This window comes from Paenibacillus sp. SAF-068, assembly GCF_051967555.1.
Taxonomy (GTDB): Bacteria; Bacillota; Bacilli; order Paenibacillales; family Paenibacillaceae; genus Paenibacillus.
This window is the reverse complement of sequence record NZ_JBQCJX010000001.1, coordinates 1368905-1390696: the sequence shown is the minus strand read 5'-3', so window position 1 is coordinate 1390696 and position 21792 is coordinate 1368905. Positions and strand designations below refer to the sequence as shown.

The 21792-nt window shown below is 47.2% G+C and carries 22 protein-coding genes; 1 reads left to right on the top strand and 21 read right to left on the bottom strand.

The features are described 5' to 3' along the window. Window positions 1-13: 13 nt before the first annotated feature. The 7 genes from ACTHPG_RS06165 to rplS all read right to left on the bottom strand — a co-directional run bounded on the left by ACTHPG_RS06165 (window position 14) and on the right by rplS (window position 6169). Complete coding sequence (locus ACTHPG_RS06165) at window positions 14-418, bottom strand: YraN family protein (RefSeq protein WP_440388251.1); 405 nt, start codon at window positions 416-418, stop codon at window positions 14-16. Continuing rightward, complete coding sequence (locus ACTHPG_RS06160; RefSeq protein WP_440388250.1) at window positions 412-723, bottom strand: EscU/YscU/HrcU family type III secretion system export apparatus switch protein; 312 nt, start codon at window positions 721-723, stop codon at window positions 412-414. The genes ACTHPG_RS06165 and ACTHPG_RS06160 overlap by 7 nt, the downstream gene beginning before the upstream one ends. Then, window positions 720-2756: a DNA ligase gene (locus ACTHPG_RS06155; RefSeq protein ID WP_440388249.1), complete on the bottom strand. Its 2037-nt coding sequence runs from the start codon at window positions 2754-2756 to the stop codon at window positions 720-722. The genes ACTHPG_RS06160 and ACTHPG_RS06155 overlap by 4 nt, the downstream gene beginning before the upstream one ends. A gap of 30 nt (window positions 2757-2786) precedes the next feature. Beyond that, complete coding sequence (locus ACTHPG_RS06150) at window positions 2787-3488, bottom strand: ribonuclease HII (RefSeq protein WP_440388248.1); 702 nt, start codon at window positions 3486-3488, stop codon at window positions 2787-2789. A gap of 462 nt (window positions 3489-3950) precedes the next feature. After that, window positions 3951-4814 carry a ribosome biogenesis GTPase YlqF gene (gene ylqF, locus ACTHPG_RS06145; RefSeq protein WP_440388247.1) on the bottom strand — a complete coding sequence of 288 codons (864 nt, stop codon included), beginning with the start codon at window positions 4812-4814 and terminating at the stop codon, window positions 3951-3953. Window positions 4815-4844: 30 nt separating this feature from the next. Beyond that, window positions 4845-5465: a signal peptidase I gene (gene lepB / locus ACTHPG_RS06140; protein WP_440388246.1), complete on the bottom strand. Its 621-nt coding sequence runs from the start codon at window positions 5463-5465 to the stop codon at window positions 4845-4847. 362 nt (window positions 5466-5827) lie between these two features. Next, on the bottom strand, window positions 5828-6169 hold the full coding sequence (gene rplS, locus ACTHPG_RS06135) for a 50S ribosomal protein L19 (RefSeq protein ID WP_024630190.1): 342 nt from the start codon (window positions 6167-6169) through the stop codon (window positions 5828-5830). Window positions 6170-6484: 315 nt separating this feature from the next. On the opposite strand from rplS, the gene ACTHPG_RS06130 reads away from it, so the two are divergent. After that, window positions 6485-7450: a polysaccharide deacetylase family protein gene (locus ACTHPG_RS06130; RefSeq protein WP_440388244.1), complete on the top strand. Its 966-nt coding sequence runs from the start codon at window positions 6485-6487 to the stop codon at window positions 7448-7450. 3 nt (window positions 7451-7453) lie between these two features. On the opposite strand, the gene ACTHPG_RS06125 is transcribed toward ACTHPG_RS06130, so the two are convergent. The 14 genes from ACTHPG_RS06125 to acpP all read right to left on the bottom strand — a co-directional run bounded on the left by ACTHPG_RS06125 (window position 7454) and on the right by acpP (window position 21791). After that, a complete protein-coding gene (locus ACTHPG_RS06125) occupies window positions 7454-8701 on the bottom strand; it encodes a hypothetical protein (protein WP_440388243.1) in 1248 nt (415 codons plus the stop codon). A 156-nt stretch (window positions 8702-8857) separates the two neighbouring features. Further along, window positions 8858-9232: a VOC family protein gene (locus ACTHPG_RS06120; protein ID WP_440388242.1), complete on the bottom strand. Its 375-nt coding sequence runs from the start codon at window positions 9230-9232 to the stop codon at window positions 8858-8860. Window positions 9233-9413: 181 nt separating this feature from the next. Next, window positions 9414-10181, bottom strand: a complete 768-nt coding sequence (gene trmD, locus ACTHPG_RS06115) for a tRNA (guanosine(37)-N1)-methyltransferase TrmD (protein WP_440388241.1) — start codon at window positions 10179-10181, stop codon at window positions 9414-9416. Between the two features lies 1 nt (window position 10182). Next, on the bottom strand, window positions 10183-10695 hold the full coding sequence (gene rimM / locus ACTHPG_RS06110) for a ribosome maturation factor RimM (RefSeq protein ID WP_440388240.1): 513 nt from the start codon (window positions 10693-10695) through the stop codon (window positions 10183-10185). Between the two features lie 240 nt (window positions 10696-10935). Next, a complete protein-coding gene (locus ACTHPG_RS06105) occupies window positions 10936-11166 on the bottom strand; it encodes a KH domain-containing protein (protein ID WP_024630185.1) in 231 nt (76 codons plus the stop codon). 23 nt (window positions 11167-11189) lie between these two features. Next, window positions 11190-11462 carry a 30S ribosomal protein S16 gene (gene rpsP, locus ACTHPG_RS06100; protein WP_017689219.1) on the bottom strand — a complete coding sequence of 91 codons (273 nt, stop codon included), beginning with the start codon at window positions 11460-11462 and terminating at the stop codon, window positions 11190-11192. 53 nt (window positions 11463-11515) lie between these two features. Then, complete coding sequence (gene ffh / locus ACTHPG_RS06095) at window positions 11516-12892, bottom strand: signal recognition particle protein (protein ID WP_253433704.1); 1377 nt, start codon at window positions 12890-12892, stop codon at window positions 11516-11518. A 72-nt stretch (window positions 12893-12964) separates the two neighbouring features. Then, the gene (locus ACTHPG_RS06090; protein ID WP_278295751.1) at window positions 12965-13315 is read right to left on the bottom strand and encodes a putative DNA-binding protein; all 351 of its coding nucleotides are present in this window, start codon (window positions 13313-13315) and stop codon (window positions 12965-12967) included. A gap of 260 nt (window positions 13316-13575) precedes the next feature. Then, on the bottom strand, window positions 13576-14223 hold the full coding sequence (trhA, locus tag ACTHPG_RS06085; protein WP_440388238.1) for a PAQR family membrane homeostasis protein TrhA: 648 nt from the start codon (window positions 14221-14223) through the stop codon (window positions 13576-13578). 143 nt (window positions 14224-14366) lie between these two features. Continuing rightward, entirely contained in the window at window positions 14367-15380 is a 1014-nt protein-coding gene (ftsY, locus tag ACTHPG_RS06080; RefSeq protein ID WP_440388237.1) for a signal recognition particle-docking protein FtsY, read from the bottom strand. A 100-nt stretch (window positions 15381-15480) separates the two neighbouring features. Then, window positions 15481-19050 (bottom strand): chromosome segregation protein SMC, encoded by a 3570-nt coding sequence (smc, locus tag ACTHPG_RS06075; protein WP_440388236.1) that lies wholly within the window; start codon window positions 19048-19050, stop codon window positions 15481-15483. A 370-nt stretch (window positions 19051-19420) separates the two neighbouring features. Beyond that, the gene (rnc, locus tag ACTHPG_RS06070; RefSeq protein WP_091031948.1) at window positions 19421-20125 is read right to left on the bottom strand and encodes a ribonuclease III; all 705 of its coding nucleotides are present in this window, start codon (window positions 20123-20125) and stop codon (window positions 19421-19423) included. Between the two features lie 13 nt (window positions 20126-20138). Beyond that, entirely contained in the window at window positions 20139-21377 is a 1239-nt protein-coding gene (gene fabF, locus ACTHPG_RS06065) for a beta-ketoacyl-ACP synthase II (RefSeq protein ID WP_024630177.1), read from the bottom strand. A gap of 180 nt (window positions 21378-21557) precedes the next feature. Next, window positions 21558-21791: an acyl carrier protein gene (acpP, locus tag ACTHPG_RS06060; protein ID WP_024630176.1), complete on the bottom strand. Its 234-nt coding sequence runs from the start codon at window positions 21789-21791 to the stop codon at window positions 21558-21560. Between the last annotated feature and the right edge of the window lies 1 nt (window position 21792).

The window sequence follows — 21792 nt, the reverse complement described above, 5'->3', positions numbered from 1 at the left end:
TTTATTGTCTTTCTTAAAATGCATTAACAATATGATTCACGGAGACCGTCTCTCCTGCTTGATCCAGCATTACGGCAATGACATCAAAACGGATCTGAAGGTCCGCCTCTCCCGTCATTTGCAAATAAACGGATGCAGTTGAGCGCACCTGCTGCATTTTACGCATATCAACCGATTCTTGAGGTGTACCGTATCGAGCCGATCCACTTCTACTCCTTACTTCTACAAAGACAATCAGGCCCTCGCGGGAAGCAATAATGTCAATCTCACCGCTACGGCAACGCCAGTTCTGTCGGATGATCCGATAATCGTTCTCTCGCAACCATTGACAGGCAGCTTCTTCACCTAATCGGCCCTTCTGTTGTCGTGTAAGCTTCAGAACCGGCTCCTGGCCCTGGCCCAATCTATGTTCTACCATGACTCATTTTCCCCACGTCCTGAGGCTAGCCGGTCTGCACGATAGACATACGTCAGCACCTCCGCGACCAGTTGATACAGTTCCGCTGGAATCTGTTCATCCAGATCCAACTTGGAGAGCACCTCCACAAGTGCTGCATCCTCCTGAACAGCTACACCGTTTTCTCTGGCTTTATCCAGAATGGCTTCTGCCACTTTGCCGCGCCCTTTGGCTACAACAACAGGCGCTTCGCTCTCTCCAGGAACATATTTAAGGGCAACCGCCTTTTTGGAGAGCAGGTCCGGTTGTGACGACTCGTCTTTCATACCTTCACGTCCACCCCTTTGTATCGTTCGGGACTATAGTCTGAGGCCCTCATTTTTCGTTCCGCTCCCGGTTCCTGACCCACAGGCCACGGTTCTGCCTTGAAGGTCAGCAGTTGATAACCCAGTTTGTCCAATGCCTGATGGATCACCTCTCGTCCGCTCTCCAGGAGCGGTCCCATTCCCTCGCGATCATTCAATACACGCAGACTGACAATGTTATTAACCACATGTACATCTACGAGAGTAGGCCCGAGACTTTTCATATCCAGATCGAACCACAGACGGCAGTTGGAAGCATCCAACTCTCCACGTGCTCCACGACGTGACTGAATCTGAACAGAAGCGGTTTCTTCCCCGTCCGGTCCAGTGATCGGAATAAACCAGTGCATCTGTGCAAAGGTTGCACTGCGATCTGTCGTCAGCAATAACTGCTGACCTGTCAGATATTGCACAGCCTGTCCGGCGGCATCCTTAAGCGCCGCCGGTGCACCTTCGCTGCTGGCAAGCTGCAGCAGCAAGCCCTTCAGCGTGTCCGCATTCGCCGGACTCGCCGCATCGCCCCCCACGCGCGGCTGCGCTGCCGCGCCGTGAACGGCCTGCTGCTCGTGCTCCGCACCGAGCAGCTTCAGCACGCGCCCCACCCACGGGTCCCCCTCGTGGGTGACAGGCGCGTGCACTGCCGCAGCACCCGCAGGTGCTGCGGCAGTACCGCCAGCCGGCGGCGCATCAGCGCCGGTTGGCAACGGCTGCGGCACGCCTCCGGCAGCCGCAGCCGCCTGGCCGCCCTGCGATGCAGGGGCGGCCGGTGCGGCAGTGGACGCGCTGCGCAGTGCGTCCAGCAGCGCCAGCAACTTGGGCGCCAGCTGCGCTGCCGTAGGTGCTGCTGGCGCCGCCTGACCTGCTGCGGACGGCGTCCCCGCAGCAGCAGGCGTTTCAGCGCGGCCGTCAGTCCGTCCGGCCGCGCCCGCTTCAGGCTGGCCTGCATTTACACGGCCAGCCTGAGATTCAGCTGCCGCCCCTGGTGTAAGTGGGCGGCTCCCACCCGCGTCAGCCCCGCGCGGGCTCTCTTCAGGTATTCCGGTTCCTGACGGAATACTCGCACCACCTTTGCCAGCCATTTCAACGTGGCTGGCAGCGGCCTTCGTCGCAGCTTCAGCATTTCCCGCGCTCCCACCAGGCTGCATGTTTCCTTTTACTGCAGTACCTGCATCCTCCGCCACACCATCTGTCATGGATGTAGCTCCTGCCAACGCCGCTTGACCTTGTTGTGTCGACAGAGCAGGTGCTCCGGTTCCAGTTCCGGCTACCTGACGACCATTGGCTGATGCAGCCAGTCCTTCTTCCATCTGCGCTACATTCGGCAATACAGGTACACCAGCATTCACTGCTGGTTTTAACGTAGCAGATTGTTCTCCATTCAGGGTCGGTTTACCTGTTGTTTGAGTCAGCATCGTTTCCAATTCATCAGCCAGTCCGCTTAACAACTGGTGCAGAGGGGGGCCAAACACCGTCTGGTGTAATCCTTTTACCGTTTCCGCCGTAACCGGAAGACCACGTTGAAAAGCAATCCCCGTCGCCTGCACCCATTCTTCCACAGGGACCTGTGCGGGTTTGGCAGTCATCACATTCTGGACCATTGCCACATTATCCTTCGTGAGCGGCAAACCGCTACGCTGCATGGCAAGCAACAATTCCCGGTTCCCTTTTGTATCCGGCAGTCCCACATCCTGAAGCAGGTTGTTCAAAGAAGCTTGTGGCAATTCAGCAAGTGTGCCCGACATCGGCTTCATTACCGTTATGCCATTTTCACCTGGTGGCTGCACTTGAAGCAATGTGGTCTCACCCGGACGAAGTGGAGTTTCCAACTTGGCGCGCACCTGCACGCCTTGAATCTGCAGGACTGCATCCCCTCCGTCATCGGATACACTTACTACAGAGCCACGAACCACCTGACCTTCCTTTAATTCCAGCGGCTTGGCATTCCCTGGCTTACTATCACCCAATAATCCCTTAATCATGGAACCGATATTCAAATCTCTCCCCCTCCTTCCTTCAAACTTGTGTTAAAACAACGATTGCTGCTCTCCAAGCAGATTTCCCAGAAAACTGCGCCGATGCATTGGGGTTGCCCCCAACGCCATAATTTGCTCCCGATGAACTTTTGTTGCATATCCTTTATGTATCGAAAGACCATATTCCGGATATAACGTATCCCATTCTTCCTTACAAAGCCGATCTCGCGTTACCTTGGCAATGATGGAAGCCGCTGCGATGGATTGACTATTGGCATCCCCTTTAATGATGGACAGTTGAGGTATATTCATATCCACTTTCTCGGCATCCACCAGCATATAATCAGGAGTTTCTCCCAACGCTTCAACAGCCCGTTTCATCGCGAGTCTCGCAGCCTGCTTGATGTTAAGCCGATCAATTGTCTCTGCATCCGCATACCCGACACCTACAGCCAGTGCCTTTTCCATAATGACGTCATACAGGGCATCACGTTTTTTCTCCGTCAATTTCTTGGAGTCATTCACGCCTTCCAGAATGAGATCCTTCGGTAAAATAACTGCCGCCGCGACAACATCCCCAAACAAGCATCCCCGTCCTACCTCATCTATACCAGCAATACGTTCAAATCCACTATCCCAATACTCCCGCTCGTAGAGCAACAGGTCCCTTGGTTCACTAGCTTCTTTTTTCTTCTTTGGTCCAATCGGGGAATCCAGTAGATTCAACCCGATCTCTTCATTTTTTTCAATCATAACGCTCATCTCCTCTACCCATGCTTCTTCAACATGCGTATCACTTACAACTTTTTATAATATAGACGTAGATTCGCTGTCTTTGTTCTGTATAACCTGTCGCTCTCAGCAAAAATTTTCTTTGAGGGTTTACAATAATAAAGATAGTGATGTCTTCATTTATCGGTATTTGATGGTTTAAATTGAATATATCAGACCTCGTCTGATCTAAATTGCGCCACCATTCATCATAGCACGATTTAGATACACCTGATATATAGCTCTGCCAATTCCATAAAGCGCACTGTTCTTCAATCCTCTTCCATTTTTATCGTATTGAACATAAGTCCAACTCCAATTCGGCGTTTTATACACAAAAAAGCGACCGCTCCCGGTAATCCGGTAACGGCCGCTTCTTGCGGCACTTGTATATATGAAATGAACAGATAAAGATATTGATCTTCATCGTGTAGAGTCCATTTTTTAATAAGGGGCTTCCATAGAGAAACGTCCCATTTTACCCGCTCGCAGTTCACGCAAAAATGCTCGCGATGCCTTTTCCAGATCAATGCGTCCACCGCTTACAACACAACCACGGATACGGCCGACTTGTTCCATAATCGCAATAACACTGTCTGAATCATCTGCATCCTTGGAGAACTCCTGAAGTCCGTATCTCTCTTCCAGAGCGTCCCAGTAATAACGCATCAGATAACTGATTCCAAAAAAGGCGATATCCTCTGCATTCAGAATTTCCTCTTTGATTGCACCTGTTACGGCAAGACGATAACCTACATTCTGATCTTCAAACTTGGGCCAAAGAATACCCGGAGTATCCAATAACTCCATTTCTTTGCCTACCTTAATCCACTGTTGCCCCTTCGTCACACCAGGACGATCTCCTGTTAACGCAATACTCCGTCCAGCCAGTCGGTTAATCAGTGTTGATTTACCCACATTTGGAATTCCCACTATCAATCCGCGAACCGCACGAGGGTTAATTCCTTTGGCCAGTTGACGATCAATCTTTTCTTTCAGAAGAAGCTTCGCCTGTACCGGAATGTCTTTAACATTGGTGCCTGTCGAGGCATCCACAGGGAAGGCGGTAATTCCTTCTTTCTTGAAATATTCAATCCATTCTTGCGTCACTTTGGCATCTGCCAAATCCGACTTGTTTAACAAAATCATCCGGGGTTTATCCAGCAATATTTCGTCAATCATCGGATTACGGCTGGAGACAGGCAGACGGGCATCCAATAGTTCGATGACCACGTCGATGAGCTTTAACTTATCCTGAATCTGGCGTCTGGCTCGAGTCATATGACCTGGAAACCATTGTATCGTCACCTTGTCTTCACCTCATTATTTACTTCAATTTCAGTGGTTAATCCACTTAATCTCCCCAATCGGCCAGAAAATAACATCTGCACGACCAATAATATCTTCTAATGAAACATAACCGATCATACGGCTGTCTGTACTATTTGGACGGTTGTCCCCCATGACGAACACATGACCTGCAGGCACTTTGCCATCAGGGAACTGCTCATTCGGGAAATCCTTCACGTTATAGGTTCCACCATTGGCTTCAGCTGCATCGATGGCTCCTTGAATATAGGTTTCATCAACCTTCTTCCCGTTAACCATTACCGTATCGCCTTGAACCTCAACCGTATCACCTTCGACAGCAATAACACGTTTAATGAAATCTCGACCTTCGGTTGGTACGTGGAAGACGATAACTTCACCGCGCTTCGGCTCTCGGATATCATATAAGATTTCGTTGACGATCACACGTTCACCCGTTTCAAAGTTCGGCTGCATGGACGGTCCGTCCACAACAAACGGTTTGAAGAGCAACCACCGAATCAGAATGACGAGGACTAATGCGATAACAATGGCTTTAAGCCATTCAACAATTTCATTTTTGGCTTTTTTGGATCGACTGTCTTTCTCTTCGGCAGGATTGCCCCGGTCATGTTGAACTTCTTGTTCCATTCAAGATCTTCCTCTCTTCACAGTACATGTTTATAGCAGTACACACATCCAGCATTTTGTTTTGTATCGTTCCAATAACTCAAGGGACGGATACAAAACATTCATATCAGTTATGTAATCTTACACCAAGCATTACAGTACATTTAATCCACAATTCAAATGCCTTCAAGAGGTTGTTCAAAAAGTCGGTACTGAGACCGGTCTTTTGAACACGCACTTCAATAACTGATTTTACAAGCCTCCCGGACTATTCCCCGCATGTGTTGCCATATCATTTTACTCGGAAGTGTACCTCCGGTTCAACTTTTCCCGGACAAAAACGAAAAGGGCTTGTCTCCAAGCCCTTCCCGGTATCCGTTATATTAACGAATTTCTTTAATTCTCGCTGCTTTACCGCGTAGTTCACGAAGATAATAAAGCTTCGCACGACGCACTTTACCACGGCGAGCCACTTCGATTCTATCGATTTTAGGGGAATGAAGCGGGAAAGCTCTTTCCACACCTACACCGTAAGAAATTTTACGAACTGTAAAAGTCTCACTGATTCCACCACCACGGCGTTTAATCACAACACCTTCGAACAATTGGATACGCTCACGAGTTCCCTCGATTACCTTAACGTGCACTTTCAAAGTGTCACCAGGACGAAAACTCGGAATATCCTTACGAAGTTGTTCTTGTGTAATCGCTTGAACGATATTCATCTATGACTCCCTCCTTCCGTACAGGCGTTCATACTTCTTCCAGAGATCACCTTGTCTCCTTCATTATCCATAGAGGACCGCCGTATTCCACATAACAGACTTATTGTATCACGCAGCATATCAAAACACAAGAGAATTTATACAAAATGCCTATTCCTCAATCCGCAATGCTGAAACTCATTACTATCCAAATCGTTAATCAGCGCTCTCATCTGCATGTCAACCTGATACAGGAAAAGATACTGTAACCTCCCGTGTTGAAATATCGTCTATGATATAACTTAATAACCACTTTAAAGGAGAACCCCAAGACTCATGAAACATTGGAAAAAGATCACGCTTTCTGTACTTGCCATACTCACATGCTCCATTACACTATATGCCTATGCCGTAACTCATCCTACGAATGCCATGTCACACAAAGCCTGTACCTCATGGGACATCGTTAAACACAAAGCGTTCCAGCTGTCACACACTGACTACTCCAATCAATCTGTACTGGATCGTTCTACCTTCAAGATTGAAGAAGGCACGGCTACAGAAGTTCCTGTACTAATGTATCATTACATAGAGCCCAAACTGAACAATAACCAGACAGGTAACAAATCCATCATTAGTCTGGAGGATTTCGAGCAAAACATGAAATACCTGCACGATGAAGGTTACCGTACGATTACATTGGATCAGCTTGAACAGTATGTAAACGGGAAACTCTCCCTACCACTGAAGTCCATTGTAATTACCTTTGATGATGGGTACCAGAACAATTATACGTTAGCTTACCCTGTGCTTCAAAAATATAATTTCCATGCCTCATTGTTTGTCATTGGTAGTAAAATTCAAGATCAACCTTCAGAATCTGGCCCCGCCATTAACAGTTTCATCTCCAAGCCAGAGATGCAGGCGGCAACTGACGTATTTGAATTCAACAGCCATACCTATAACCTGCATCACAAGGGATTTATGCGCTGTGGTAACAGCGTACCCGTCGGTCTGGACACCCGTCTTCTGGATGAGGATGTCCAGCAAATGAAGCAAACCGGAATAGACACACCATATCTGGCTTACCCCTTTGGTTATACCAGTACACAGATGATCTACAAGTTACAGCAACATGGATATCGTATGGCTTTTACCGTAAAGCCCGGATTTGTTCATCCTGGAGATGATCTCATGAAACTGCCTCGTTTGACGGTCACGACAGGCACTGACTTGGCAGCCTTACTTCAACCCGGATCCAGTCCGCAGAATGAACTACCTTCATCGGAGGATGACCAGTAATACCTAGAATTCAACTTCACCGCCTGGATAAAGAGTCGAGCTATATAGCCTTTTGAGCTGTGGCTTGGCTTTTTTTGCATCCGTTAGTGATAATGTCATTGGAGAATTGGCGTAAATCACTGCTTCTTGTGCGTCATAGATGATGATCTGTTCCTGTCCGCTCTGAGCCAGATCTGCATGTACCGCATATCCCTCTTTTGGAAATTCGGTAATCGTTCTCATATTTCCATCTACCAAAGAAGGCAACACATCGCCACCTCGGCGATAAGCCAAAATATAATCGAGTCCACTTTCATCCCAGTCAGCAACAGGCTCTATAATGGTTAACCAGCCACGAGTCGTGCGATTTTCTTTCCATATCTCTTGCCCAGCGTTATCCAGCATGAACATTCCGTCCTTACCGTGCTCATCCCCCCGGACAATCCGGTCCAGGCCTGCAATCTGTAAACCTTCCATTTCAGTACAAAAATGGCCCAACGCAATATGCTGTGATTCAATCGAATCTTCATAACGCCATTTCTCATTACCGTAGCGGTCCATTATAACCGTGACACTGCCACCGATAACTACCTCGACTTCCCCATCGCCGTCAACGTCTCCAAACCATATGCAATCGGCATGATCATCGAGATTATGACAAGACCATAATAATGTCCCATCATGATCCAGCATGTCATATCCGGCCATGACTTCATCCTTCCCGTCTCCATCGATATCGTATACCCAAGGAAAATGTCCCGGGTTCCCTTCATGCTTCCATAATAAATGGAAATCATGGTCCAGTGCCCATAACGTCTTATAGCGGTCTTTCAGTATAATGTCCATTTTTTGCTGGTTGCCCGTCAGGTTGGCGAGAATAATGCAGTCATGTGCTTCATCACCTGGCAGATCATGTGTTTCTTTGATCTCTCCGCTCTGGCCATCCAACACGAGAAATTGTTTGCCCATGACACACAATACTTCATTATCTCCATCTCCATCCCAATCTGCGATCTGAGCGGGATAGTCTGAGCCCGGACCACCTGCATCGGGATCGGGAGTTCCCACCTGCCATAGTAATGTTCCTTCCAGATCAAACGCAGTCAAACAGCATACCTGATGCGGAACGTACCGATCGTCTATCCCTCCATCAGCCTGTACCAACAACATCTCAAGTCTGCCGTCTCCATTCAGATCTCCCAAAAGCATTTTGCAGCGTTCTCCGGCTTGGCTAATCTTGATTCTGGCGATTTCATAAGGTTGGTTGCTCATCTTCTTCCTCCTCAGCGTACGTTAACATTCCATTACAACTGAGTTCACCATAAAGAAATCCCCTCTTTTTTACAACCCTTTGATGTGGTCATGCAAAAATGTTCAAATCTGCAAAAAAAGTATGCACGTCCAACGCATACATCTCTAACCTATGACTTATAACCACTCCATAAATTCTAGGCGATTACCGAACGGATCATTTATATAAAAGCGCCTTACACCTTCATCTATCCTAGCTTCGTCATCAACAATAGGAATATGATTATGAATCAGATGATCACGCAACTGATCCAAATGCTGTACATGAAATGCCGGATGAGCTTTTGTAGCGGGAACAAAATCTTTTTGTACGCCAATATGCACTTGGTGTCTGCCACACTCAAACCATACACCACCCCGTTTACTTAGGGCTTCAGGTTTAGGAATCTCCTTCCAGCCCAACACATCATTGAAAAAATGACGTGCCTCTGTTTCACAACCATCTGGTGCTGCAAGCTGAATATGATCAAGACCAATCATTTGGAAAGTCATTCATACACCGCCTTTAGTTTCACTAAATGAAACTTAGTTTTAAAATATATCTTCATTTTATAGAATATATCCAAGTAAATCCAGTAGTCTTTACATTATAAATAAAAAAATGCCAGCCTTTGGTATCAAGGTTGGCATTTTTAAACTCTCTAATTATTATGTGCTTATAGGATAGAGCTATTTACTCTGCACTATTTTTACGATCTGAGCGTATCTTTTTCAGCCAAATGCGTTCTTTCTCCGTCAAGTCGGCCGTTTCCAACATCTCCGGTCTGCGCTCCAGCGTACGAAGCAACGACTGCTCTCTGCGCCACGCCTCAATGTTCAGATGATGTCCTGACAACAGCATATCCGGTACTTTCATGCCCCTGAACTCGGGTGGACGTGTGTAGTGTGGATATTCGAGAAGTCCAGTACTGAATGAATCCGTTACGGCGCTTGTCTCATTTCCAAGCACACCAGGGATAAGACGTACGATGCTGTCAATCGCAACCATAGCAGGTAGCTCCCCACCCGTGAGTACGTAATCACCAATGGATAGTTCATCCGTCACGAGAAATTCGCGGATTCGTTCATCGTAACCTTCATAATGTCCGCATATAAAAATCAGATGATCTTCCTGTACAAGTTCTTCTGCTTTTTTCTGTGTAAACGTCTCACCTTGCGGACACATTAGAATGATACGTGGAGGTTTCATCGTTGCCGCAGCTTCTCCGCGTTGCTCCAGAACATCTTCCACAGCAGCAAAGATGGGATCTGGTTTTAGCACCATACCCCCACCCCCGCCATAAGGAGCATCATCTACTGTATTGTGTTTATTGGTCGCATAATTACGGAAGTTGGTTGCACCGAGGGATACCAGTCCCTTCGTTTGAGCTTTGCCCAGAATGCTTGCACCGAACACACCGTCAAACATCTCAGGGAATAGCGTTAATACATCCACTTTCATGTTACAGCAGCCCTTCCATCAGGTGAATCTTCACTTGCTTCTGTTCGATGTCCACATCAAGCACGACATCATCAATAACAGGAATCAGCACTTCTTTGCCAGCCGGCGTTTTGACAACCCATACATCATTCGCACCAGGAGTCAGTATTTCAGAGATCGTTCCGAGCGTTTCACCCTCTTCAGTGATGACAGTACACCCAACGATTTGATGGAAGTAGTATTCACCTTCCTCCAGTTCAGCCAGATTCTCTTTTAACACTTTAGCCATGCCGCCCTTAAACTTCTCTACTTCATTAATATTGCCATACTCTTTCAGACGAAGAATATACATATTTTTATGCAAACGTGAAGATTCTACGTTAACCATGACTGGATGATTATCTGGTGTAAAGAAAAACAACTCCGCATTTTTAGCAAATCGCACTTCCGGAAAATCGGTCAAAGGCATGATTCTCACCTCACCACGAATTCCATGCGTATTAACGATTTTACCTACATTCATAAACTCTGCCATATTTCCTCCTACAATCCATTCATATGGTACTCATATTTGATGATCTTCCTGCGACCGTTCCGGTGACGGATCGTTCCTCGGATCGCTGTTATACGCTGACGCTTCTTCAGAATCGATTCCGTCCCCTTCACTACTTCCGCAAATAATCATACTTGACGAACTACTTCAATCATATTATTTAAGTTTCAGCATGCACGAAAAGGGGCTAGGACATGCATCCTAACCCCCTTTCGTATATCTTTAAGATATGATATCAACGGTAACCCGTTTATCCATCTTAACTGCTGCTGATGTGACGACCGTACGAAGTGATTTCGCGATTCGTCCCTGTTTACCAATTACCTTCCCGACATCGTCAGGATGAACGGTTAACTCATAAACGACAAGCCGGTCTTTCTCAACCGTCCGAACCGCCACATCTTCCGGATGATCGACTAAAGCCTTAGCAATTATGCTTACTAATTCTTCCATAGATGACCCTCCGAATCAGCACTTTATTTAGATAATTTAGACTCGTGGAACTTCTTCATCACGCCCGCTTTGCTGAGCAAGTTGCGGACAGTGTCAGATGCTTGTGCACCGTTTTGAAGCCATGCCAATGCTTTATCTTCATCGATCTTAACAACAGCCGGTTGTTCAACCGGGTTGTAGTAACCGATCTCCTCGATAAAACGACCGTCACGTGGGGAACGGGAATCCGATACCACTACGCGGTAGAAAGGAGCTTTGTGAGCACCCATACGTTTCAGACGAATACGAACTGCCATTTGAAAATTCACCTCCTTCAATGAAATCTGTATATGATCCAGCTTCGCTTAAATCAACGGAAAGGGAACTTCATTCCTTTGCCCATACCTTTAAGCTGCTTCATCGCTTTATTTTTACCGCCTTTAGGTCCCATCATATCCGAGAACTGTTTCATCATGCGGCGCATCTCATCAAATTGCTTGATCAGACGATTTACTTCAGCCAGAGATGTTCCGCTTCCGGTAGCAATACGCTTCCGACGGCTATGGTTGATCAAGTCCGGGTTGCGTTTCTCTTCCGTCGTCATTGAGTAAACGATCGCTTCGATCCGGCCCATCTGTTTATCATCAACCTTCAGGTCCTTGGCTTGTTTCATTTTACCCATGCCGGGAATCATATCCATGATCTGATCGATTGGTCCCAGCTTTTTCACTTGATCCATCTGCTCCAGGAAATCTTCAAACGTGAATTCTGCATTACGCATCTTCCGTTCCATTTCCTTGGCTTTATCGGTATCAATGTTTAATTGTGCTTTCTCTATCAGAGATAACATATCACCCATACCGAGAATCCGTGAAGCCATACGTTCCGGGTGGAACGGCTCCAAAGCATCAAGTTTCTCTCCAAGGGAAGCAAACTTGATTGGACACCCTGTAACTGCTTTGACAGAAAGCGCAGCACCACCACGAGTATCGCCATCCAGCTTCGTCAGCACAACCCCGGTCAGATTAAGCTGCTGGTTAAAATGTTCTGCTACGTTAACCGCATCCTGACCTGTCATGCTGTCTACCACAAGCAATACTTCATCCGGATTCACTACGCTGTGAATCTGGCGAAGCTCTTCCATGAGCTCTTCATCAACATGCAGACGTCCAGCTGTATCGATAATAACATAGTCATTACCGTTATCTTTTGCATGTTGAAGACCTTGACGTGCGATCTCCACAGGGCTTGTCTGATCTCCCAGTGTGAATACCGGCGCTTTGATCTGCTCTCCAAGTACTTGCAACTGTTTGATCGCTGCCGGACGATAAATATCTCCTGCAACAAGCAATGGTCTGCTGTTTTGCTTTTGCAGCATTTTGGCCAGTTTACCCGATGTGGTTGTTTTACCAGCACCCTGCAAACCAACCATCATCAGCACCGTAGGCGGTTTGTTTGCTTTAGCCAATTTCGCCTGGCTTCCACCCATCAAATCCGTTAGTTCCTTGTTAACGATGTCGATGATGACCATTCCTGGCGTGAAGCTCTCCATCACTTCTTTGCCAACAGCCTTCTCTTTCACCTTGGCGATGAATTCCTTGACCACTTTGAAGTTTACATCCGCTTCGAGCAATGCCAGACGTACCTCGCGCATAGCCTCGGCTACATCTTCATCAGATACCTTGCCTTTGCCGCGCAGCTTGCTGAACACATTCTGTAATCGGGTCGTTAATCCTTCAAATGCCATGATCCCACCTCCTTAAGCTTTATTACTTTTTTTTAAGACCGATACGTTCCACTCAGCCGTTATGATATTTTCTCATTCGCTGAGCTGAGCAACGATATCGTGTATTTGTTTGTTGTTATCAACGGAGACGCCTGCGCGTTCCAATGCATTTTGCAAATCTTCAAGATTGCGATTACGCCGTTCATGCTTTTCCAGCAAGCCCAGCTTGCTTTCGTAATTTTCCAGCACTTGTTCGGCACGCTTGATATGCTCGTATACCGCCTGGCGGCTGATCTCAAACTCGGCTGCAATTTCACCAAGTGAAAAATCGTCATGAAAGTAATACTTTAGAAAAGTCTGCTGTTTCTCGGTAAGTAACAATTCATAAAAAGCAAACAGCAAGTTAATCCGGTTTGTCTTCTCAAGCCGGTTTTCTTGACTCACATCGGGGCACTCCCTTCGTCAAGGAAAAACACTTTACACTCTTGCAACGTTCCTAATAATACCTAAAACAAATCAGGTTGTCAAGCAAAAATACTTGTCACAATAAAAACGGTGCTGATGATAGGTTATTTCGATGTTTAACACGTGGTTTATGCTCTTTTTTCACAATATGCAATTTCTATCTCCATCTCTGCGATCACCTCTATGTAGAAGAAAAACGAATGCGTCTCAGTCCGTGAGATGCATCCGTTTAGGGCTTTCTAGCGAAGTGGTGTCAGGTACAGCAATACCATAAAGAAATGAAGAATACTGCCTGCCAATACAAAGAGATGCCAAATCGCATGGTGGTAAGGAAATCCACGCCACACATAAAAGAGCGTACCCAGGGTATACATCAGGCCTCCGGCGACCAGCAAAACAATTCCGCCTGTAGGAATGGCAGACATGAGCGGTTGCCAGGCAATAACGATGAGCCAGCCCATCGCAATATAGAAAATCGTGGACATGAATAGAAACCTTTTCGTGAAAAACGCCTTAAAAATCACACCGAATAGTGCGATTCCCCAGATTATACCGAACAGGGTCCATCCAAGTGTACCACGAACAGCAACAAACAAAAGTGGAGTGTACGATCCCGCAATAAACAAATAAATGGAAGAATGGTCGAAAATCTCAAATAAATCTTTCACTTTTCCTTCTTTCCATGCATGCACGAGTGTCGAGCTCGTATAGAGCAGCAGCATGGTAATCCCGTAGATCGTGAAACTGACCACATGCCAAGCCGTGCCTTTCAAACTTGAAAATACGATCAATATCACCAGTGCAGCCACACTGAGTGCAGCACCGATTCCATGTGTCACGGCATTGGCGACTTCTTCACGGCGAGAATAGGTATACGTATTGGCCATTTTCAACCGTCCTTTCTAACCCTTTAGCATTGCCTGCTTTATTCCCATTATACACGTATTGCCAGTGACATTACACGTGACACTTATCACGTATATCACTGGCAATTACGGTTAACGCTATTCATTTATCCAATTAATAATGTCTAGGAATTAGCTTCCTCTTCTTCGACACTTTCAGCTGGCTGTTCCTGAATCAATCCGGCGAACAAGGCATGCACGAATTGCTCGGAATCAAATTGTTGCAGATCATCGATCTTCTCACCCAGTCCCACGAGTTTCACTGGCAAGTCCAGCTCCTGACGGATCGCAACAACGATTCCCCCTTTGGCCGTTCCATCCAGTTTCGTCAGTACGAGACCAGTTACGCCGCTTTTCTCACCGAAAAGTTTAGCCTGGTTTAAGGCATTTTGGCCCGTTGTTGCATCTAGTACCATCAGTACTTCGTGTGGAGCTTCCGGAATCTCACGCTGAATGACACGATAGATCTTGTTAAGCTCGTCCATCAGGTTAGATTTGTTTTGCAGACGACCTGCTGTATCACAGAGCAGCACATCTGCACCCCGTTGCTTCGCTGCCTGGACGGCATCATACATAACCGCTGCTGGATCAGAACCGGATTGCTGTTTAATGACATCAACACCAGCACGTTGTCCCCATACTTCTAACTGTTCTATGGCTCCGGCACGGAATGTATCTCCAGCTGCCATGATGACTTTTTTACCTTGTTGTTTAAATCGATGTGCCAGCTTGCCAATCGTTGTTGTTTTACCAACACCGTTAACGCCAACGAACAAAATGACGGTAATGCCATTCGGATTCATTTTCAATTCATTGTTCTGTTCACCGCGAAGAAGATCCGTCAGTTTCTCGGACAATACAGGCTGCAACTCAGCAGCGTCCTCAATTTTGCGCTTTTTCACCTCAACACGCAGGTCTTCAACCAGATTCATGACCGTATTTACGCCAACGTCTGCTCCGATCAAAATCTCTTCAAGTTCTTCGTAGAACTCTTCATCGATTTTTTTGCGGCGGATTACGAGATCCGACACTTTTTCCACTAACCCTTTACGTGTCTTTTCCAATCCGTCCTTGAACTGTTTGGTGACCGACTCCGTTTTGCTTGCAATGCTGTCTCTCAGCTTTTTAAAAAAACTCATAAAGCCCCTCCATCGTGTACATAATCTAAGCACATTTGCAAAAAATGCTCAATCTCAATGATTTTCAATGAGTTCATTGGTCTCGCAGGTTTGGATCAGATCAGGCAATTACCGCTTCCTCATCTTCCAGTTTAACCGAAACGAGCTTGGATACTCCGCCCTCTTCCATTGTAACACCGTATAACACATCAGCCTCTTCCATCGTACCTTTACGATGGGTAACAACGATGAACTGTGTCTGTTCGGAGAATTCACGCAAGTACTGGGCAAAACGTACCACGTTAGCTTCGTCCAGCGCTGCCTCTACTTCATCCAGCACGCAGAATGGTACAGGTTTGACATGAAGAATAGCAAATAACAATGCCATCGCGGTCAAAGCCCGCTCCCCACCGGATAACAGTTGCAGGTTTTGCAGTTTCTTGCCTGGTGGCTGAGCCACAATATCTATTCCCGTTTCAAGCAAGCGCTCCGGGTCCATCAGAACAAGGTCAGCACGTCCCCCGCCAAACAGCTTGGTAAACACGGTGCCGAACTCACGACGGATTGCATCAAACGTGATCTTGAATCGCTTCGCCATCTCGTCTTCCATTTCCCGAATCACCTGATACAACGTTGTTTTGGCTTCCACCAAGTCATTCTTCTGCTCACTCAGGAACTCGTATCGCTCATTAACTCGCTGGAACTCCTCAATCGCTCCCAGGTTAACATCCCCCAGCGCAGATATACTGCGCTTGAGCTTCTGTACCTCTGCCTGAGTATGCTCTACATCTTCCGGCACAGGATAACGCTCTTTGGCCAGTTCATAGCCCAGTTCGTATTCATCCGTCAGCTTTCGCAATATATTTTCCAGCTCAACATCCAACCGGTTTACAGAAATTTCCGTCTGTCGCATCTGCTCTTCCACAGCTTTCAACTGAGTGCGCTGTTCCTTCGTTTCACTCTCGGCTAGTTCAAGCTTTTTCGACAGCTCGCTACGGGCGGCACGTTTAAAGTCCAGCTCTTGGGAGGCTTCCGCTTTTTTCAGCTTATACTGGTTCAGATCTTCAATCTGCTTGACACTCTCGGTCTGGGTTTTCTTGAGATCTGCTTCCATCGAAGCTAACAACGTGCGATTCTGACGCAGATCTTTGACCAGAGACTCTACTTCCCGCTCCAGACGTCGCAATTGTTCCCCATTGGAGAATCGCTCCTGATCGAGCTTGCCTTCGCGTACTTTCAATTCGGTGAGTTGGCTCTGCAATTCTTCCTTCGCGGATTCATTGGCTTTGCGAGCAAACTCAGCTGCATGAATGGCGCGATGCGTCGCTTTTTCTTCCTCTTCAAGCTGCTCCAGCTTCTTCTCAGCCACGATGCGAGCCGCATCCAGCTCTTTGATCTCTTCGGTAAACCCGCTCTTCTCCTGCCCGGCCACGGCAACTTGTTCAAGTACGTGACGAAGCTCATGCTCTACCTGCTTCATTTCCATCGATGCCTGTTGTTCCGCATTTCGGGTGTCGTCACCGGACTGACGAAGTTCATCCAGCTTGTCCTGACACTGCTCCAGTTGAACTTTTACATCATCCACACTGCGATGCAGTTTCACGATCTGATTTTCGGTATCCAAAATATCCTGGTCGAGCTGGTCCAGCTGCCGTTTCCGGCTGAGCAGACTCACATTTTTCTTGTGCTGGCTACCACCGGTCATGGAACCACCCGCATTGACCACGTCACCTTCAAGTGTCACAACCCGGAAACGATACTGGCAGCGAGCCGCAATTTTATTGGCGACCTCCAGTGTTTCCGCAATAATCACATTACCTAACAGACTGCCAATGATCGCAGCATACTTGGAATCGAATTGTACGAGATCAGCACCAATCCCCACAAAACCTTCCATACCTTCGATCATGGAACGTTCGGCCGCTCCAATGGCACGAGGACGAATGACATCCAGAGGCAGGAACGTTGCTCGCCCCAATTGACGTTGCTTCAGGAAAGCAATCGCCTGTCTGGAAACTGATTCATTCTCCATGACCACATGCTGCAGGGATGCTCCCATCGCTGTCTCTACCGCAAGTTCGATCTTCTCGGGAACTTTAACAAGTTCAGCCACAGCTCCATGAACACCGCTCAGCGTACCTTTGCGTGAAGCCTTGAGGACCTCCTTGACACCCAGCATGAATCCGTCAAAATCATCCTGCATCTCTTTCATCGTATCGCGGCGGGAGACTTGAGCTTCACGTTTTTGTTCCCATTTACGGACCGTGCCCCGACTTTCTTCGAGCAGCTTCTGCAACGACTGGAGTCGTTCACTTTCCGTAATATAACCACCACGCAAATCACTGATTTCTTTGCCCAAACGAACAACTTTTTTCTCAATGCCCGCTTTGCGACTTTCCAGTGTTTCTTTCTGATCCTCCCATTTGCCTGATTCTTCAGCCGCGCGATTCATTCTGCGCTCCAGCGTTTCTTTCTGCTGATCCACATAACGAATTTCATTGCGTGTCTGAGCCATCTGATTCATCAGTTCCAGCAAGTTGCCTTTGAGGCTTTCCTCTTGCTGCTGACTGATGCCGCCTGTGACACCGATGAGTTTGGCTTCTTCCTGAGACAACTGGTTTCTAACTTCACCCAGTTCATGCTCAAGTTTGCCAAACTTTTCTCGCAGTGCAAGCAGCTCGGTTTCCCGTTCGCGATGTCTCTCTTCACTGGCTGCAAGCGTTACTTTGAGCTGCTCCTGATTCGTTTGCAGATGGTGCGAGCGCTCCTTGAGCAATTCCCCAAGTCCTTCACTTTTCTCCGTCGCTTCACTAAATTGCAATAAAGCGGATTGCAGTTGCTCCGTCTCTGTTTCCAGGATACGCAGCGCATTCCGATCATTTTCCAACTTGGCATCATGCGTGGAGACAATCGCAGCCAGTCCAACCTCTTCCTGTTTGAGCGATTGCAACCTTTCGTTGGCCTTACTCCACGATGCGTGAATCTGTTCGATCTGGTACACATACATGGAAATTTCCTGCGATTTGAGCTGAGAACGAAGTTCTTTATAGTGAATGGCTTTCTCCGATTGTTCCTTCAGCGGTCCAATCTGATCTTCCAGTTCGGTCACCAGATCATGAATACGCAGCAAATTCTGTTCTGTCTCATCCAGCTTGCGCGTAGCATCCCGCTTGCGGGATTTATATTTAACGATACCTGAAGCTTCTTCAAAGATGCCCCTGCGGTCCTCTGAACGGGTACTCAGAATCTCTTCAATTCGTCCTTGTCCAATAATCGAATAGGCTTCCTTACCGATACCGGTATCCATAAACAATTCCGTAATATCCTTCAGGCGACAAGATTGCTTGTTAATAAAATACTCACTATCTCCGCTGCGGTGTACACGACGAGTCACCGTCACTTCACCGAAATCCAATGCAAGTGCGTGATCCTCGTTATCAAGCGTTAGCGATACTTCACCGAAATTAACGGCCTTTCGTGCGTCACTGCCTGCAAAAATGATATCTTCCATCTTGCCACCACGCAGCGACTTGGCACTTTGTTCCCCCAGAACCCAACGGATTCCGTCCGATATATTACTCTTGCCACTTCCGTTCGGACCTACAACAGCCGTAATGCCACGAACGAATTCCAACTCCGTTTTGTCGGCGAATGACTTGAATCCACCCAATTCAATCCGTTTTAAAAACATAGGGTTTCTCGTCACCTCCTCTTGCAAATTTCAAGTATTGCATTCCAGCGCCTAAATAAATTGACCATTGTTATTACACATCACTACTTCGATTGCAGTACCATCCTCCGATCGCCCTTATCCCCAGATTTTCTTGATCCCCTTATCCAAGGGAAAAATCCGTTGATAAATGCGCACGCTTCGCTTCTTCAGATTGGTTCTGCACTCTTCGTTTTGTGTAAAATAAGGTTTAACTTATTAGTTAACGATCAGGCTAACTCCCCCTGAACCTCTTTACAAAAAAAAGAGCAAAAAGCAGTCCGGCCGATTACTTCCGCCGGGGCGGACCCGCGGGCTGCTCTTTGCTCTTCGTTTGTCTATGCGCTATCGGTTAAGCTCCGGCTTCCGGAAGCTTCAGTCGATCAAGTGCTGCAGAAGCAGCCTGTTGTTCCGCTTCCTTTTTGGAACGCCCTGTACCTCTGCCAAGCCGTTCTTGACCCATATGGACCTCCGAGACAAACTCACGTTCATGGGCAGGTCCCCGTTCCTCAACGATACGGTACTCCAAAGCTCCCATATTGTGATGCTGAGTAAGTTCCTGCAGTTCCGTTTTGTAATCACTCATTTGCAGCTTGCTGCCCAACACGATTAATGGGAAGACATGCTGGTCGAGAAATGCCCGGACAGGCGCAAGCCCCTGATCCAGATACAATGCACCAATGAAAGACTCGAACACATCCGCCAGCAGAGCCGGCCGTGTCCGTCCTCCAGTCAGTTCCTCACCTTTACCAAGAAGTACATACTGACCAAAACCCAACGCTTCAGCAAATTTGACGAGGGAAGGCTCACAGACAATGGATGCCCGCAGCTTAGTTAATTCGCCTTCCGGACGGTTAGGATACAAATGATACAAGTATTCCGATACAGTCAGTTCCAGCACGGCATCGCCCAGAAACTCCAGACGCTCATTGTCCTGATGCTGACTGAACCGGTGTTCGTTTACATAAGAAGCATGGGTAAACGCTTGTTTTAAAAGCTGCCTGTTGTCAAATTTGATTTGAAGTTTATGTTGTAACTGCTTCAGATCTTCACTCAAACGAACTAGCCCCTTATGCTTCAAATTTTTTGAGAATAATGGTGGCATTGTGACCGCCGAATCCAAATGAATTGGACATGGCAATATTAACTTTGGTTTGACGTGGAACATTTGGAACATAATCCAGATCACATTCCGGATCCTGATTTTCCAGGTTGATTGTTGGAGCCAGTGTCTGATGTGTCAGTGACAATCCGCAGATAACCGCTTCTACACCACCAGCAGCGCCAAGCATGTGGCCCGTCATGGATTTCGTTGAACTCACTGCGAGCTTGTACGCATGATCACCAAACGCCTTTTTGATCGCAAGCGTTTCGGATCTGTCGCCTACTGGAGTCGAAGTTCCATGTGCATTAATGTAATCCACTTCTTCAGGCTCAATACCCGCATTACGAAGCGCCATCTTCATGCAACGTGCTGCTCCGTCCGGATCTGGTTCTGTCATGTGATGTGCATCACCTGTCAGACCGTAACCGATCACTTCACCATAGATGCGTGCACCGCGTTTTTGAGCATGCTCCAGGGATTCCAGAATCAGAACGCCAGCGCCTTCGCCCATAACAAAACCATCACGTTCTGTATCAAAAGGACGGCTCGACTTCGCAGGATCATCATTACGTGTAGACATTGCGCGCATAGCACAGAATCCTGCAAGACCCGTTGGTCTGATTGTTGCTTCCGCACCACCACAGATCATGGCATCTGCATCACCATTGGCAATCAGCTTAAAGGAATCTCCGATGGAGTGTGTACCTGTTGCACAAGCGGTAACCACGTTAATGTTGGGACCTTTGGCGCCAAGAGAAATGGACATTTGGCCAGAAGCCATGTTGGAGATCATCATGGGAATGAAGAACGGGCTTACCCGTTTTGGACCTTTTTGCAACAATGCATTATGTTGGTCCTCCCACGTACCCAATCCACCAATACCTGATCCGATAGACACACCGAAACGTTCTGCATCAATATTCTCGTCAATTTTCAGACCACTGTCTTCAACGGCTTTGAAGCCGGCTGCCACAGCGAACTGTACAAAACGGTCCATTTTGCGAGCATCCTTGCGATCCATATATTCTTCCGGGTTGAAATCTTTGATCTCAGCTGCAATCTGTGTCGTGTATTCACTAACATCAAACGCCTCAATCTGAGAAATTCCGGACTTTCCTGCCATTAAACTGCCCCAGAACGTTTCCAAATCTTTTCCGAGCGATGTCATTACGCCCATTCCGGTAATTACTACTCTTTGTTTCAAACCGAGTCACCTCTATATCGACTGCATTACGCAAGTATTTTGTGGGAATAACCGCAAACAGGCATCTATACAACCAAGATCGGAAGATCTGATTGAGTAGAGCTGCTTGCGGAATGAGAAAAACCAATGAATGATGAGAAGTCCCGCCTGTTCGAAAACATGTGCGGGACTAAAATGACTTTAGGTATGAGATTGTATGTAGTTTACAACTTCACCTACGGTCGTGATTTTTTCTGCATCTTCATCAGAGATTTCCAAATCAAATTCATCTTCCAATTCCATGACCAATTCCACTACATCCAAAGAATCAGCACCCAAATCTTCTTTGAAAGATGCTTCAAGTGTAACTTCAGCTTCGTCTGCGCCCAAGCGGTCGACGACGATGCGTTTTACACGCTCCAATACATCGGACATC